This window comes from Pseudomonas sp. FW305-20, from assembly GCF_058788075.1.
The window spans coordinates 272,844-289,208 of record NZ_JBYTAJ010000001.1 but is presented as its reverse complement, the minus strand read 5'-3'; the positions used below and the strand labels follow the sequence as shown (position 1 = coordinate 289,208).

The following is a 16,365-nucleotide window of genomic DNA, read 5'->3' as shown; positions in this document are numbered from 1 at the left end:
CGGTCAATGGCCTCCCGCTCGCTGCACTGCAACACGCTTGATAACAACAATAAAACAAAGCTTTGAGGAGGCTGCATGGCCTTTCACCCAATCGCTGCAGACGATGACGACTGCAGTGGCGTCGGCGTTGCGCGCAAGTACGCCTGGATCGTCTTTGCACTGACGTTCGGGCTGTTGATTTCCGATTACATGTCACGTCAGGTGCTGAACGCGGTGTTCCCGATGCTCAAGGGCGAATGGGCCCTGAGCGACGGCCAGCTCGGCCTGCTCAGTGGCATTGTCGCCCTGATGGTGGGGCTGCTGACCATTCCCCTGTCATTGCTGGCGGATCGCTTCGGCCGGGTAAAAAGCCTGGCGCTGATGGCTTTGCTGTGGAGCCTGGCGACGCTGGGCTGCGCATTGGCGCAGGACTATCAGCAGATGTTCATTGCACGGTTCATGGTCGGCGTCGGTGAAGCGGCGTACGGCAGCGTCGGCATCGCCGTGGTGATCTCGGTATTTCCCAAACACATGCGGGCAACCCTGGCCAGTGCGTTCATGGCGGGTGGCATGTTCGGTTCGGTGTTAGGGATGGCGCTGGGTGGTGCAATCGCCGCCAAGCTTGGCTGGCGATGGTCGTTTGCCGGCATGGCGCTGTTCGGCCTGCTGCTGGCGGTGCTTTATCCGATCATCGTCAAGGAAGCACGCATTGCGCCGCAACGTGCCGCTCAGGTGGCGAACAAGGCAGCTGCCGCGGTCAAGCGCCCGTTGCGTACGCTGTTTTCCAGCCGCTCGGTGATCGCGGCCTACATCGGCAGTGGCTTGCAACTGTTCGTCGGCGGCACCGTGATTGTGTGGATGCCCAGTTACCTCAATCGTTATTACGACATGGCCACCGACAAGGCAGGTGGCCTCGCGGCAATCATCGTGCTGTGCAGCGGGGCGGGGATGATCCTGTGCGGCATGCTCAGTGATCGACTGTGTCGCCATTCGCCGGAGCGCAAAGTGGCGTTGGCCATCGCTTATTGCCTGGGCAGTTGCCTGTTGTTGTCGGCGGCGTTCGCTCTGCCGGCGGGGCCTGGGCAATTGCTGCTGATCTGCCTGGGCATGTTGATTGCCGCCGGCACGACCGGCCCTTGCGGAGCGATGGTTGCCAACCTGACGCATTACTCGGTCCACGGCACGGCCTTCGCCACGTTGACCCTGGCCAACAACATGCTGGGGCTCGCGCCTGGGCCGTTCATCACGGGCAGGGTGTCCGACCTGATTGGCTTGCAGGCTGCTTTTCAGCTGGTGCCACTGGTCAGCATCGCGGCGGCGGCGGTGTTCTTTTATGCCAAGTGTCATTACCACAAGGACATTGCCCGGCTTAAGGGCGAGCAAGTCCGAGATTCGATTAGCAAAGCGGTGTTAGAGGTGAAGTTGTGAGTGGTCGTCGTTTACGTATTGATGTGTTCTTCGATTTCATCTGCCCCTGGTGCCTGATCGGCAAGCGTCAACTGGAGCATGCGCAGGTACAGTTTCGCAGTCGCCACCCGGACGTGCAGATCACCACGGTGTGGCATGGCGTGCAGTTGCTGCCTCAGTTGCCGGTAGAAGGCGAGCCCTTCGCCGATTTCTATCGCAAACGCCTGGGCAATGCCGACGCCATGACCATGCGCCAGGCCCAGGTACAGCAGGCTGCTGCGGCGGTTGGACTGACCATCGACCTCAGCCGTATCGAGACGATGCCCAACACCGCCGACGCCCACCGTTTGTTCGAACGCGTCAGCGTACTGGGCAATGCTGCTCAGCGTGAAATGTTGCTTGAACGGCTGTTCGCCGCTTATTTCCGCAAACGCGAAAACCTCGGGTGCCGCGAGACCTTGCTCGCCATTGCCCGCGCCTGCGGCGTCGATACGGACGTGGTGCTCGATTGCCTGAAGGGCGACGCCACGCCATTTGAAGGCTTGCCCGGCGCGACCAGTGGGGTGCCGAGCTTTCAGTTCGACCGCCGTATGACGGTGATCGGTGCACAACCTGCCCAGACGCTGCTCGGGGCCATGAGCCAGGCACTGAAAGAAAGTGATACCGAGCGGCAACCGGCATGAACCGGCGTATCCCCGTGCCTGCCGGAAAACTCCCGCAGGCGGGCGGTCGTGCACTGTTCGAATTCGATGACAAAAGCCTGGCGTTATTCAACGTCGAAGGTGACGTGTTCGCCATCGACGACAGTTGCCCGCACCAGGGCGCCTCGCTGTGTGGCGGGCGCCTTGATGGACGGGTGATTCAATGCTGCGCCCATGGCCTGCGCTTCGATTTGCGCAGCGGTTACTTGCTCAATTCCACCGCAGTCAAAGTCGCCAATTATCCGGTCGAGATCATCGACGGCCAGGCATTCATCGTTATCGTTGCCGAGGAGTCCGCGCCATGAGCGCCATCGCTCTCACCCGTATCCACAGCCGAACGCGCGAGCTGGCGCCAGGCTTTGTCGTTAGCCTGATCGTCGCAGCCGCTGCGTCCTTTTTGTCCGAGCACTATGGCGCGCCGGTAATGCTGTTCGCTTTGTTGCTGGGCATGGCGCTGAACTTCCTGGCCGGTGACGGTGCCTGCAAGGCTGGCATCGAGTTCACCGCACGCACCGTGTTGCGCATTGGCGTGGCGCTGCTGGGCATGCGCATCACGCTCGAACAGATTGCCGCGCTGGGCTGGAAGCCTGTGGCGCTGGTGGTGATTGTGGTGGTGGTGACCATCGGCGTTTCAGTGATCGCAGCCAAGGCGCTGGGCTTTCAGCGTTTGTTCGGCATGCTCACCGGTGGCGCCACCGCGATTTGTGGTGCATCGGCCGCATTGGCGCTGGCGGCGGCATTGCCCAATCATCCGCAGAAAGAACGCGCGACATTGTTCACGGTGATCGGGGTGTCGGCGCTGTCGACCCTGGCGATGATCGTGTACCCGATGATTGCCAACTGGCTGTCGTTGTCGCCACAAGTGGCGGGCGTGTTCCTGGGGGCGACCATCCACGATGTCGCGCAGGTGGTCGGCGCCGGTTACAGCATGTCGACCGAGACCGGCGATACGGCCACGGTGGTCAAGTTGATGCGGGTTGCCATGCTGCTGCCGGTGATCGTCTGTGCCGCCATGATCACCCGCATGCAAGGTGCCGATCCGGCCGGAAAACGGCCGCCGCTGCTGCCTTGGTTCGCCGTCGGGTTTCTGATCCTGGCCTGTATCAACAGCACCGGCTGGGTGGCCCCGGTGGTGCAAGGGTCGGTCAATGAACTGTCGCGCTGGTGCCTGGTGGTTTCCATCAGCGCCCTGGGCATGAAAACCCAGCTCAAGGAGCTGGCGGCGGTGGGCATCAAACCGATCCTGCTGATGGTGGGGGAAACGGTGTTCCTCGTCGTGCTGGTGCTGCTGTTGCTGCGTTGGGGCCTCTAAGTCCGTTAAAAATATTGGCGGCGGTAATGCGATCCGTAGCAGCTGCTACAGCCGGACCTCGCTCCACATTGCAGTGGAACTCCTCGGCCGGTGTGTCATAAACACCGGTTCTTTTTACGGCGACTGTGCCAGCAGTCGCCGTTTTTTTTGCCTGTCCTGCGTCTGTTCCGTCCGGTTCAGGGTTCGCTGGGGCCGGGCAGGGGGCTCAGGTCCGACGGTGCCTTGACGGTGTGCTTTTGCGCGCTGCGCCAAGCGGCGGGCGGCATGCCGAACTGGGTGATGAACCAGCGGGTGAAGGAACTCGCCATGGAGTAGCCGAGCATGTCGGCGATCCGGCCCAACGAATAATTCGGGTTTTCCAGGTAGCGCAACACCAGGTCACGGCGCACGTCGTTGATCAGGTCGTTGAAGGCGCAGCCGTCGTCTTTGAGGCGACGTTGCAGGGTGCGTACGTTCATGCCCTGGGTCTGGGCGATCTGCTCGATGGTGGCGCGCCCCATCGGCAACAACAGGTAAATGGCTTTGCGCACCTCGAACAGCATCGACGGACCTTCGTGGTGCAGCAGTGAGTCGAGGTAACTCTGGGCGTAGCGCGCCATGGCCGGGTCGGCATGGGGGTTGGTCATGTCGAGGCTGGCATTGGGACAGACGATGCCATTGAACTCGCTGCCGAACTCCAGTTTGCAACCGAACAGGCGGCGATGCAGTTGCAGGTTGTCGGGAGGCTGGTGCGTGAAGTTGACGCTGTAGGGTTGCCAGTGCGCGCCGAGCAGGGCGGCGCACAGGCGGAACATCACCCCGATCGCCAGTTCATTGGCTTGTCGGCAGGGCATCGGCGATTCGGTGACCACCTCTTCGCGAATGATCACCATCTTGCCCGCCTCCTCGATGAAGAGGGCCAGCGAATCGTTCATCAGATGACGGTAGTGCACCAACACTTGCAACGTGTCGCGCAGCGTACGCTGGTGGCTGAGCAACAGGCTGACCACGCCGAAGTCCGAGAGCTGGCGCGACTCGGCCATGCTCAGGCCGAAACTCTGGCAGCCACTGGCGACGGCCGAATCCTCCAGCAAACGCACGGCGGCATCGATGGGAATGCGATGTTCAGGGGCTAGCAGCTTGGCTTTGCTCAAGCCGACGCCGGCCAATACATCGCGCGGGTTGAACCCCAGGTATTGAGTAACCTCCAGGTAGTTGGTCAAGACGGCGGCGCGAACAAGCTTGGGCATGCGAAGGTCTTTCCTGGGCCAGTTGCGATTCAAATTTGCGTGGCGACTATATCCAGCACATCAACGATTGAACAGTTGTGACGTTGTCGAGGGCGTTCGCCCAATGCTGTCCAAAATCACACCGTCGTTGTCCAGCAATCGACGCTCACCCTTTGATTACAGTGAGCTGTAGAGAACCTGTGGGGATATTCGACCAATGGTCGCTGTGTGCCCGACACCTGGAAATCTGTCATGAAAAGAAAAGTGCCTGACGTCTAATGAAAAGCGCTTCGGGCGGGCGCTCTTTAATGTCAGTCCTACAAAAAGCCCCTGGCGAACAGAGCCAGTCGAGTCATCGAGAAAGCGAAGGTGTTGAAAGTGAACAAACTGCAAACTGCAGCAACCGTTCTGATCGTACCGGGCCTGCGCGAGCACGTAGCCGAGCATTGGCAAACGCTGCTGGAGGCCAGGCTGTGCAAAGTACGCAGTGTGCCACCGCTGGACACCGACAAGCTCGATTGCGCCAAGCGGGTCGAAGCGATCCAGCACGCGCTGGAGCAGATCGACGGGCCGGTGATTCTGGTCGCTCACAGCGCGGGTGTGCTGATGGTCGCGCACTGGGCGGCGCAGCACAGTCGGCCGATCAAGGGTGCGCTGCTGGCCGCTCCGCCGGACCTCGATGCCCAGTGGCCGCAGGGCTACCCATCCGCTGAAACCCTGCGTAGCCAGGGTTGGGACCCTCTGCCCAAAGGCCGGTTGCCGTTCCGCAGCCTGGTGGCCGCCAGTACCAACGACCACCTTGCCAGCCTGGATGCCGCCACGCGCATGGCCGACGGCTGGGGCAGCGAACTGCTCAACCTCGGCGAAGTCGGTCACCTCAATCCTGCTGCCGGGTATGGGCACTGGCCACACGCCGAAGCCCTCATCCTCGAGCTGGATCGCTAGTTCAGGCGCCGTTTGGCCCGCGCCATCCGGCATTTGCCCTCATTCCTGAAACCGTAAACCCCTGGAACAAGGGGTTGCGCGAGGGCGGCTGCGCTTAAAACAAATACAAAAAGGCGGAGACAACGCAATGCACAACAATAAGAGTCACGGGTTCGCACCCTCGCGTTACACCTTGTTGGCCTCGGCCATCCTGGCCGCAGCCGTGCCGGTCGCGCAGGCGATCGAGCTCGACACAGGTAACCCGGACTGGACCGTACGTCTTGATAACACCGTGAAGTACAACTACGGCGTACGCACCGAAAGCGCTGACAAACGCATGCTGGCAACGCCGAACAACAACGACGGCGACTACAACTTCCGCAAGGCCGGGACCAACATCACCAACCGTGTCGACCTGTTGACCGAGCTGGACGTGGTCTACCAGAACCACATGGGTTTTCGTGTCAGTGCGGCCAGTTGGTATGACAAGGCCTATGAAAACACCGGGTCCAATTCCAACCCGTTCGTCAACGGCAACGACGCAAGGTCGGGGCTGGTCGCCAACGATCCACGTCTGGCCGGTGTCACCGGTGACAACGTTGGCAACGGCAGCCCGCACCTGAGCAACTATGCCCAGCGTTACTACACCGGTCCGTCCGGCGAAATCCTCGATGCCTTCGTGTTCTACAGCACCGAAGTGGGCGAGGAGTCACTGCTGAGCGTCAAGGCCGGTCAGCACAACGTGTTCTGGGGCGAGACCATTCTCAACCCGGTGCACTCGAACAGTTACGGCCAATCGGGCCTGGACCTGGCCAAACTGGCTGCCTCGCCCGGTACCGAAGCCAAGGAACTGTTCGTTCCGCGTAACCAGTTGTCGATGTCGTTCACCGTCAATCCCGAGTTAACCGTGGGTGCCCAGTATTTCCTCGATTGGGATGCTGCGCGCCTGCCTGAAGCCGGTACTTACTATGGTGGTTCCGATCTGGTCGGTTTCGGTGCGCAGTCGTTCCTGCTGGGCAATACCAATGGCGTGGTGCCGGGCAGCCCCCTGGGTTGTGGCCTGGCGCCCTGCAATGGCTTGACCAATGTGCGTCGCGGTCATGACCTGACACCGGACAAGCGCGGTGACTGGGGCGTTATGGCCAAGTGGTCGCCGGCCTGGCTGGATGGCACCCTCGGCGTTTACTACCGCGAAACCTCGGAAATCCTGCCGCAAGCCTGGCTGGATGCCAGAGGCCTGAGTTCGGCCAACCCCAACGGCACCCGGCCGGCCGGGCAAGTGCCTGCGGTGATCAACACGCTCAACTCGCTGAGCACCGCCACCTATCAAATGGCCTATGCCGACAACATCAAGATCGTTGGCTTGAGCCTGTCCAAGGATGTGGGCGGGGTGAGCGTCGGTTCTGACCTGAACATCCGTCACAACATGCCGCTGGCCAGTATTCCGGCGGTTGTCAGCACGAACAGTCCGCTGGGCCTGGGCGCGGGTCTTGGCCTGTTGCCGGCGCGTACGGCGGCCACCGGTGTGGTGTATGACACCCCGCAGGGGGGCGACAGCATGGCCGCCACTGGCGACACCTTGCACTGGACGCTCAACGGTCTGATGACCATTGCCAAAACGCCGGTATTCGACTCGGCAACCCTGCTGGGCGAGCTGTATTACAGCAACCTGCTCAAGCTCGATAGCAAGAACGAGGCGCTCTACAAAGGCAAGGACACCTATCGCGGCATCGACCAGCCGACCCGGGACAACTGGGGCATCGCGGTCAACTTCACGCCGACCTGGTACCAGGTGTTTCCTGGCGTAGACCTCAACGCACCGATGTCCATCAACGTCGGTCTCGACGGCGTCTCACCGGTCTCCGGTGGCGGTGCCAAGGACACCGGAAACTACGCCATCGGCCTCGGGGCGGTTGTGTACAACAAATACTTCATTGACCTGAAGTACGTGGACTCCTTCGGCAAGACCGACAAGTGCGACACCAGCGGTCTGAGCACCGGCGCGGCCAATGCCGGCAGCGGCGACGGTTCCACACCCAATGCCTTTAGCGGCAATGAAAACTACGCCTGTTACGGCGGTGGCTACTCAGCCTTCTCCGGTGGAGGGGCCACGACTGAGGACCGTGGCGCCGTTTACCTGACGATGAAAACCACTTTTTGATGCACCACTGATTTGCTCAATGCAAGCAGGAGAATAACAAGATGAAATTCGCAAAAACCGTGTTGGCCGCTTCGCTGGCCATGGTCCTTGCCGCCCAGGCACAGGCCGCTGTTTCACCTCAGGAGGCTGCCAAATTGGGCAGCAGCCTGACCCTGGTGGGCGCCGAGAAGGCCGGGAACGCTGATGGTTCCATCCCCGCCTATGAGGGTGGCTTGACCACGCCGCCGGCCAGTTTCAAATCCGGTGACAGCATGCGTCCGGATCCCTTCGCCAACGAAAAACCATTGCTGGTGATCGACGGCAAAAACGTCGATCAGTACAAGGGCTTGCTCAGTGCAACCACGGCGGAACTGGCCAAACGTTTCCCGAGTTTCCACGTCAATGTCTACCCGACCCACCGCACCGTTTCGCTGCCCAAAGCCATCCTCGATAACGGCGTGAAGAATGCCAGCGGCGCCAAGTCCCTCGAAGGCGGTCTGGCCATCGATAACGTGCTGCCGGGCGTGCCGTTCCCGATCCCGCAGTCGGGCAACGAAGCAATGTGGAACTTCCTGCTGCGCTATCAAGGCGTGAGCATCAATTCCAAGTACGACTCCTGGAACGTCGACTCCGCCGGCGTGCCGAGCCTGGCGACCACCGGCCAGGCGTTCATTTCCTACCCGATCTACGAAAACCTCGCGCAGCCGATCAGCAGCGCCGACGTGTACTACCAGATGAAGCTGTCCTACACCGGCCCTGCGCGCCGGGCCGGTGAAGCGGTGATGCTCAAGGACGCCGCCAACCCGCTGCAACAGCCGCGTCGCGCCTGGCAATACCTGCCTGGCCAGCGTCGGGTCAAGCTGGCGCCGAACCTGGCTTACGACACGCCTAACCCCGGCACCGCCGGCGCGGGCACCTACGACGATGTTTTCGTGTTCAACGGTGCACTGGATCGCTACGACTGGAAGCTGGTGGGCAAGCAGGAAATGATCGTGCCCTACAACACCTACAAGCTGACCTACGCCCAGGATCCCAAGTCGCTGACCACCGCCAATCACCTGGCTCCCGATTACGTGCGTTGGGAAAAACATCGCGTTTGGGTCGTGGAAGGCAACCTCAAGGCCGGCGCCCGACACATCTATCAGAAGCGCCGCTTCTACCTCGATGAAGACAGCTGGACCGCTCTGGCTTCTGATCAATACGACGCCCGTGGTCAGCTGTACCGTGGCTCTTTCGCATTCCTCAGCCAGAGCTACGACAAGCAGATCCCGGATTCCACGCCCTTCATGATCTACGACTTGGTAGGAGGCTCGTACAACATCAACGGCGTGGTCGGGCCTTACGGCGGCATCAAGTACATCGATCCGCTCTCCAAGGCGCAATGGTCGTCGGAATCCCTGGCCGGCAGCGGCATTCGCTAAGCCAACCGCAAAAAGCGCCCGCAAGGTCCACGGCTCACCAAGCGTGGATCGTGTGGCGGTCGGTGCACGCCGATCGTCGCGGGCGCCAGGTGTGAACGTCAGACACACGGATGTGTGTCCCGGCGCGGTTTTCCGAAGAGGACGCGGTATGTGTTCGTATAAGAATTATTTGCAGGTGGCGTTTGGTGTGGTGCTCGGCCTGTTGCAGGGCGTCACCCACGCGGCCGATTACGTCGATGTGCTGGACCTGCCCGCCAGGGTCAGTGCCTTGGCCATCAACAGTCCGTTGTCCGGCATGGCCCGCGCCGGTGAGCGGGTGATCGCCGTCGGTCAGCGTGGCCATATTCTGTTTTCCGATGATTCCGGTAAGCACTGGCAGCAGGCCGTGGTGCCGGTCAGTGCTGACCTCAATGCCGTGAGTTTTCCTTCCGCAACCCAAGGCTGGGCGGTGGGCGGCGACGGTGTGGTGTTGCACAGCAACGATGCGGGCGCGACCTGGCGCAAGCAACTGGACGGTCGCGAGATCGGGGCCTTGCTGGTCAAGCATTACGGTGCGTTGGCCAGTGCAGAACCGGGCAACGAACAATGGCCGCTGCTGGTCGCCGAAGGTGAGCGCCTGGTGGCGCAGGGCGCCGACAAACCGTTGCTCGATGTCTGGTTTGCCAACGAGCGCCTCGGCTATGTGGTCGGGGTGTTCAACCTGATCCTGCGCACCGAGGATGGCGGCCAGAGCTGGACACCGTTTCAGGACCGCACCGACAACCCGCAGGGTTTTCACCTCAACGCCATCGCCTCCACCGGGGATGCGCTGTACATCGCCGGCGAGCAGGGCTTGTTGCTGAAATGGGATGACGCCCAACAGCGTTTCGCCGCCGTGCAGACACCTTATCAGGGCAGTTTTTTCGGGGTGCTCGGCAAACCCGGGGAAGTCCTCGTCTACGGCTTGCGCGGCAATGTGCTGCGCAGCACCGATGGCGGCCTCAGCTGGACCCCGCAGGACAGTGGCCTGCGCGTCAGCATCACTGCCGGAATCGTCGATGCCCAGGGTGATTACCGCCTGTTCACTCAGGGCGGGCAGATGCTGGTGAGCCAGGGGGGCGGTGCGCAAATGCACTGGTTGCAGCAAGCCGAACCAGTCCCGGTGACGGGCGTCACGCGTGCCGCCAACGGTGCGCTGGTAGTGGTTGGCAGCCGTGGTGCACGGACGCTGTCCGTTGACAAGCCCTCGAACCCTTAGAGCGAGTACCCAGACATGGGCAATATCAAACAAGAAACCATGCCGGTAATCCGCGATCTGCGGGATTTCGACCGCCATTCCGGCAACCTGCTGGAGCGGCTGGTGTTCAACTACCGCCCGTTGTTCATGCTGCTGATGGCGCTGGCCACCGTGGTGTTGGGCTACATGGCCGCAACGCGTCTGGAGCTTCGCCCCAGCTTCGAAAAAATGATTCCGCAGAGTCAGCCGTACATCCAGAACTTCCTGGAAAACCGCCAGTCGCTGCGCGGTTTGGGCAACTCGGTCCGGGTGGTGGTGGAGAACACCCAGGGCGATATTTTCGACCCCGGTTACCTGGACGTGCTCAAGCAGGTCAATGACAAGTTGTTCCTCACCGAAGGCGTCGACCGCGCCTGGATGAAGTCGTTGTGGAGCCCGGCGGTGCGCTGGACCGAAGTCACCGAGGAAGGGTTCCAGGGTGGCCCGGTGATGCCCGATACCTATGAGGGCAAGCCTGAGCAAATAGAACAGCTGCGCCAGAACATTTCCCGCGCCGGTATCGTCGGCAGCCTGGTGGCCAGCGACTACAAATCGAGCATGCTGATCGTGCCACTGCTGGACAAGGCCACGGCCAGCGGTCAGCGCATCGACTACCACGCCTTTTCGCAGATGCTCGAAGAGCAGTTGCGCGACAAGATCGAGTTCGCCGGCGACAGCGCTGCACGCAAGGCCGGGGAGGAGGGCAAGGGCCAGTACAAAGTCCGGGTGATCGGTTTCGCCAAACTGATGGGCGACCTGATCGACGGCTTGATCCAGGTAATGATGTTCTTCGGCCTGGCCGTGGTCACGTCGCTGATCATCATCTACGCCTACACCCGATGCGTGCGCAGCACCTTGCTGGTGGTCGGCTGCTCGTTGATCGCGGTGGTCTGGCAACTGGGCATCGTCGCCTGGTTGGGCTATGCCATCGATCCGTACTCGGTGCTGGTGCCGTTCCTGATCTTCGCCATCGGTGTGTCCCACGCGGCGCAGAAGATGAACGGGATCATGCAAGACATCGCCCGCGGCACCCACAGGCTGATCGCCGCACGCTACACCTTTCGCCGCCTGTTCATTGCCGGCGTCACCGCGCTGCTGGCCGACGCCGTCGGGTTCGCGGTGCTGATGCTGATCGATATTCCAGTGATCCGCGACCTGGCGATCACCGCCAGTATCGGTGTGGCGGTGCTGATTTTCACCTCGCTGTTGCTGATGCCGGTGGCGCTGTCTTATGTCGGCGTCGGCGCCAAGGCTGCCGAGCGTGCGCTGAAAATCGACACCCGCGCAGAGGGGCACAAAGGCTTCGGCAAACTGTGGGACTTGCTCGACCGTTTCACCACGCGCAAGTGGGCCACGGGGGCGGTATTGGTCGCGATGCTGATGGGCATCGGCGGCTTCATGGTCAGTTTGCAGCTGAAGATCGGCGACCTGGAAAGTGGCGCGCCGGAGTTGCGTGCCGACTCGCGCTATAACCGTGACAACGCCTACATCACCAGCCACTACGCGCTGTCCAGCGACCTGTTCGCGGTGATGATCAAGACTGCGCCAGAAGGCTGCTTGAACTACAAGACGCTGGTTCTCGCTGACCGCCTGGCCTGGGAACTGCAGCAGTATCCGGGCGTACAGGCCACGGCGTCGTTGGTCAACGCGGTGCGCCAAATCACCGCCGGCACCTACGAAGGCAACCCCAAGCTCAACAGCATCCAGCGCAATCAGGACGTGCTGAACTACGCCGCACAGCAAGCCTCGGTCAACTCCCCGGAGTTGTTCAACACCGACTGTTCGCTGATGCCGGTGATCACCTTCCTCAAGGACCACAAGGCCGAGACCCTGGATGCCGTGGTGGGCATTGCCGAAAAATTCGCTCGCGAGAACAACAGCGAAGATCGGCAGTTCCTGCTGGCGGCCGGGTCGGCCGGGATTGAGGCGGCGACCAACATCGTGGTGCGCGAGGCCAATCGCACCATGCTGCTTTACGTCTATGCGGCGGTCACGCTGTTCTGCCTGATCACCTTCCGCAGCTGGCGCGCCACGTTGGTTGCATTGTTGCCGCTGGTGCTGACATCGATCCTCTGCGAGGCGTTGATGGTGGCCATGGGCATTGGCGTGAAGGTCGCCACCCTGCCGGTGATCGCATTGGGCGTGGGCATTGGCGTGGATTACGCGTTGTACCTGCTCAGCGTGCAGTTGCATTACCAGCGTCAGGGCCTGCCGCTGTCTCAGGCGTACCGCAACGCCGTGTCGTTTACCGGCCGGGTCGTGGGCCTGGTGGGCATCACTTTGGCGGCGGGCGTGGTGTGCTGGGTCTGGTCGCCGATCAAGTTCCAGGCCGACATGGGCATCCTGCTGACCTTCATGTTCCTGTGGAACATGCTTGGCGCGCTGGTGTTGATTCCTGCCCTGTCGTACTTCCTGCTGCGTCACCCCGTTTTGCAAGCTCACGTGGCGCAAGCCGCTGAAACCGACACCTCTCAACGCCAGGGTATGCCCCATGCCCTGACCACTTCCGAGTAAGCCAACCATGTCTGATTACAAAGCTCCTTTGCGCGATATGCGCTTCGTACTCAACGAAGTCTTCAAGGTGTCCAGCTTATGGGCCCGGTTGCCTGGCCTGGCCGAGGTGATCGATGAAGAAACAGCCGCTGCGATCCTTGAAGAGGCCGGCAAAATCAGTGGCGAAGTCATCGCGCCACTGAACCGCAGCAGCGACGAGCAGGGCTGCACCTGGAGCAATGGCGCAGTCACGGCCCCGGATGGTTTTGTTGCGGCCTACCAGGCATTCGCCGAAGGCGGTTGGGTGGGTGTGGGCGGCGATCCACAGTTCGGTGGCATGGGCATGCCCAAGGCGATTTCGGCTCAGGTCGAAGAGATGGTCAACTCGGCAAGCCTGTCGTTCGGCCTCTACCCGATGCTGACCGCCGGTGCGTGCCTGTCGATCAATGCCCATGCCAGTGAAGCGCTCAAGGAACGCTATCTGCCAAACATGTACGCCGGCACCTGGACCGGTTCCATGTGCCTGACCGAGGCGCATGCCGGCACGGACCTTGGCCTGATTCGCACCCGTGCCGAACCTCAGGCCGACGGCAGTTTCAAGATCAGTGGCAGCAAGATTTTCATCACCGGCGGCGAGCACGACCTGACTGAAAACATCATTCATCTGGTACTGGCGCGGTTGCCTGATGCACCCGCCGGCCCCAAAGGCATTTCCCTGTTTCTGGTGCCCAAGGTGCTGGTCAATGACGATGGCTCGCTGGGCGAGCGCAACTCGCTGTCCTGCGGTTCCATCGAGCACAAGATGGGCATCAAGGCTTCGGCCACCTGCGTGATGAACTTTGACGGGGCCACCGGCTGGATCATCGATGCGCCGAACAAGGGCCTGGCGGCGATGTTCACCATGATGAATTACGAACGTCTGGGCGTGGGTATACAGGGTCTGGCGTTGGGTGAGCGTTCGTACCAGAACGCCGTCGAATACGCCCGTGACCGCCTGCAAAGCCGTTCGCCGACCGGTGCGCAGAACAAGGACAAGGCCGCCGATCCGATCATCGTGCACCCGGACGTACGGCGCATGTTGTTGACCATGAAAGCGTTGAACGAAGGCGGGCGGGCGTTCTCCAGCTACGTGGCGCTGCAACTGGACACTGCCAAGTACAGCGATGACGCCACCACCCGCAAGCGCGCGGAAGATTTGGTGTCGCTGCTGACCCCGGTGGCCAAGGCGTTCCTCACCGACATGGGGCTGGAAACCACGGTGCACGGCCAGCAGGTCTTCGGCGGCCATGGTTACATCCGCGAATGGGGTCAGGAACAACTGGTTCGCGATGTGCGCATCACCCAGATCTACGAAGGCACCAACGGTATCCAGTCACTGGACCTGGCCGGGCGCAAAATCGTCGGCAGTGGCGGGGCGCTGTACCGGCTGTTCGCTTCGGAAATCCGCACCTATACCGCCAATGCCTGCGCTGACCTCAGAGAGTTCACCCAACCGTTGAACGCCGCCGTCGACACCCTCGACGAACTGACCACATGGCTGCTGGACCGGGCCCAGGGCAACCCGAATGAAATCGGCGCGGCCTCGGTCGAGTACCTGCACGTGTTCGGCTACACCGCGTACGCCTACATGTGGGCGCGAATGGCCAAGGCGGCCATGAGCACGCATTCAAAAGACGATTTCTACGCCAGCAAACTGGCCACCGCGCGCTTCTACTTCGCCCGTCTGCTGCCACGCATCCACTCGTTGAGTGCATCGGCCAAGGCGGGCAGCGAATGCCTCTATCAATTGGACGCAGCGCAGTTCTGAGCCCACGTAAAAAGGACCGGGAACCACAACCATGATGGCGACAAAAATAATTCCGCCCGCCGACGGCGCCTATGCCTACCCCTTGCTGATCAAGCAATTGCTGCTGTCCGGCGTGCGCTACGAGCCGGGTCGGGAAATCGTGTATGCCGACAAACTGCGCTACAGCTACCAGACCCTCAACCAGCGGATCCGCCGGCTGGCCAACGCCTTGACCGCTGCCGGCGTCAAGGCCGGGGACACGGTGGCCCTGCTCGACTGGGACAGCCACCGCTACCTGGAATGCTTCTTTGCGGTACCGATGATCGGTGCGGTGCTGCATACGGTGAATATCCGTCTTTCGCCGGATCAGGTGCTCTTCACCATGAACCATGCCGAGGACGACCTGGTGCTGGTGCATGACGATTTCCTGCCTCTGGTAGAACAGATTCACGGGCAGCTCAAAACCGTCAAAGGCTACCTGCAGTTGACGGACGACACCGCCATCCAGACGTCGCTACCGGTGCTGGGGGAATATGAAAACCTGTTGGCCGGGGCGGCTGACCAGTACGACTTTCCCGATTTCGATGAAAACTCCGTGGCGACCCTGTTCTACACCACGGGCACCACTGGCGACCCCAAAGGCGTGTATTTCACCCACCGCCAACTGGTGTTACACACCTTGAATGCCGTCGGCACGTTGGGCGTCTATCAGGGGTTGCCGCTGCTGCGCTCGGATGACGTCTATATGCCGATCACGCCGATGTTTCACGTGCATGCCTGGGGTGTGCCGTATGTCGCCACCCTGATGGGGATCAAGCAGGTCTACCCCGGTCGCTACGAGCCCAACAGTCTGGTCAGGCTGTATCGAGAGGAGAAAGTCACGTTCTCCCACTGTGTACCGACCATTTTGCAAATGATCCTGAACTGCGAAGAAGCTGAACGAACTCGATTCGATGGCTGGAAAATGCTCCTGGGCGGCAGCGCGCTGACATTAGGTATTGCCAGCGAAGCGAGTGCCAAAGGCATTCAGGTGCACAGCGGCTATGGCATGTCGGAAACCTGTCCGTTGCTGTGCCTGACTTACCTGCGTGACGAAGACCTCGAACAATCCCCGCAAGCCCAACTGGCTACCCGCATCAAGACGGGCACACCTGTGCCGATGGTCGACCTGAAAATCATCGACGCCAGTGGCAATGAGGTTGCCCATGACGGCGAGTCTTTGGGCGAGATCGTGGTGCGCGCACCCTGGCTGACCCAAGGCTATTTCAAGGAGCCGGAAAAGGGCGCCGAGTTGTGGCACAACGGCTGGCTGCACACCGGTGACCTGGCCTCTATCGACCCGCTGGGAGGAGTGGAAATCAAGGATCGCATCAAGGATGTGATCAAGACGGGCGGGGAGTGGATCAGTTCTCTTGAGCTGGAGAGCCTGATCAGCGAACACGTGGCTGTCATGTCGGTCGCGGTGGTAGGCATCGCCGATGAGCAATGGGGCGAACGGCCGATGGCGCTGGTGGTGTGCGAGCCCGGGCAGTACCTGGACCGCAAGATCCTGGAGGCGCACCTTCAAGGGTTTGTCGAGCGTGGTCGCATCAACAAGTGGGCGATTCCCAAGCAGTTCAAGTTCGTTGCCGAGATCCCTAAAACCAGCGTCGGGAAGATTAACAAGAAGCTCATCCGGGAAAGTGAATTGGGCTGAAGCCTTGCCGATATCCCTCAGGGATTTGCGCGGCCAGGACCCG

12 protein-coding genes are annotated in these 16,365 nt (G+C 61.2%); 11 read left to right on the top strand and 1 reads right to left on the bottom strand.

The genetic code is table 11. The features are described from left to right. The first annotated feature begins 75 nt into the window (after positions 1 to 75). The 4 genes from AC3WP4_RS01335 to AC3WP4_RS01320 are packed head-to-tail and all read left to right on the top strand — an operon-like array spanning position 76 to position 3,399. Positions 76 to 1,407, top strand: coding sequence for an MFS transporter (locus AC3WP4_RS01335; protein ID WP_074877748.1), 1,332 nt, complete (start codon positions 76 to 78; stop codon positions 1,405 to 1,407). Further along, entirely contained in the window at positions 1,404 to 2,069 is a 666-nt protein-coding gene (locus tag AC3WP4_RS01330) for a DsbA family oxidoreductase (protein ID WP_102614246.1), read from the top strand. The genes AC3WP4_RS01335 and AC3WP4_RS01330 overlap by 4 nt, the downstream gene beginning before the upstream one ends. After that, the gene (locus AC3WP4_RS01325) at positions 2,066 to 2,392 is read left to right on the top strand and encodes a Rieske (2Fe-2S) protein (protein WP_102614247.1); all 327 of its coding nucleotides are present in this window, start codon (positions 2,066 to 2,068) and stop codon (positions 2,390 to 2,392) included. The genes AC3WP4_RS01330 and AC3WP4_RS01325 overlap by 4 nt, the downstream gene beginning before the upstream one ends. Beyond that, positions 2,389 to 3,399, top strand: coding sequence for a YeiH family protein (locus AC3WP4_RS01320; RefSeq protein ID WP_074877741.1), 1,011 nt, complete (start codon positions 2,389 to 2,391; stop codon positions 3,397 to 3,399). Before AC3WP4_RS01325 ends, AC3WP4_RS01320 begins: the two co-directional genes overlap by 4 nt. A gap of 176 nt (positions 3,400 to 3,575) precedes the next feature. On the opposite strand, the gene AC3WP4_RS01315 is transcribed toward AC3WP4_RS01320, so the two are convergent. Next, on the bottom strand, positions 3,576 to 4,628 hold the full coding sequence (locus AC3WP4_RS01315) for an AraC family transcriptional regulator (RefSeq protein ID WP_074877738.1): 1,053 nt from the start codon (positions 4,626 to 4,628) through the stop codon (positions 3,576 to 3,578). Between the two features lie 357 nt (positions 4,629 to 4,985). Here AC3WP4_RS01315 and AC3WP4_RS01310 point away from each other — a divergent pair, with 357 nt between their 5' ends. From AC3WP4_RS01310 to AC3WP4_RS01280, 7 genes are all read left to right on the top strand, one after another. After that, positions 4,986 to 5,552 carry an RBBP9/YdeN family alpha/beta hydrolase gene (locus AC3WP4_RS01310; protein ID WP_074880755.1) on the top strand — a complete coding sequence of 189 codons (567 nt, stop codon included), beginning with the start codon at positions 4,986 to 4,988 and terminating at the stop codon, positions 5,550 to 5,552. 127 nt (positions 5,553 to 5,679) lie between these two features. Continuing rightward, positions 5,680 to 7,692, top strand: coding sequence for a DUF1302 domain-containing protein (locus AC3WP4_RS01305; protein WP_102614248.1), 2,013 nt, complete (start codon positions 5,680 to 5,682; stop codon positions 7,690 to 7,692). 41 nt (positions 7,693 to 7,733) lie between these two features. Then, the gene (locus AC3WP4_RS01300) at positions 7,734 to 9,092 is read left to right on the top strand and encodes a DUF1329 domain-containing protein (RefSeq protein WP_074877733.1); all 1,359 of its coding nucleotides are present in this window, start codon (positions 7,734 to 7,736) and stop codon (positions 9,090 to 9,092) included. 148 nt (positions 9,093 to 9,240) lie between these two features. Then, a complete protein-coding gene (locus AC3WP4_RS01295) occupies positions 9,241 to 10,329 on the top strand; it encodes a WD40/YVTN/BNR-like repeat-containing protein (RefSeq protein WP_102614249.1) in 1,089 nt (362 codons plus the stop codon). A 15-nt stretch (positions 10,330 to 10,344) separates the two neighbouring features. Next, a complete protein-coding gene (locus AC3WP4_RS01290; RefSeq protein WP_074877730.1) occupies positions 10,345 to 12,861 on the top strand; it encodes an efflux RND transporter permease subunit in 2,517 nt (838 codons plus the stop codon). 7 nt (positions 12,862 to 12,868) lie between these two features. Next, positions 12,869 to 14,647, top strand: a complete 1,779-nt coding sequence (locus tag AC3WP4_RS01285) for an acyl-CoA dehydrogenase C-terminal domain-containing protein (protein ID WP_074877728.1) — start codon at positions 12,869 to 12,871, stop codon at positions 14,645 to 14,647. 31 nt (positions 14,648 to 14,678) lie between these two features. Next, complete coding sequence (locus AC3WP4_RS01280; RefSeq protein WP_102614250.1) at positions 14,679 to 16,322, top strand: fatty acid--CoA ligase; 1,644 nt, start codon at positions 14,679 to 14,681, stop codon at positions 16,320 to 16,322. Positions 16,323 to 16,365: the final 43 nt, after the last annotated feature.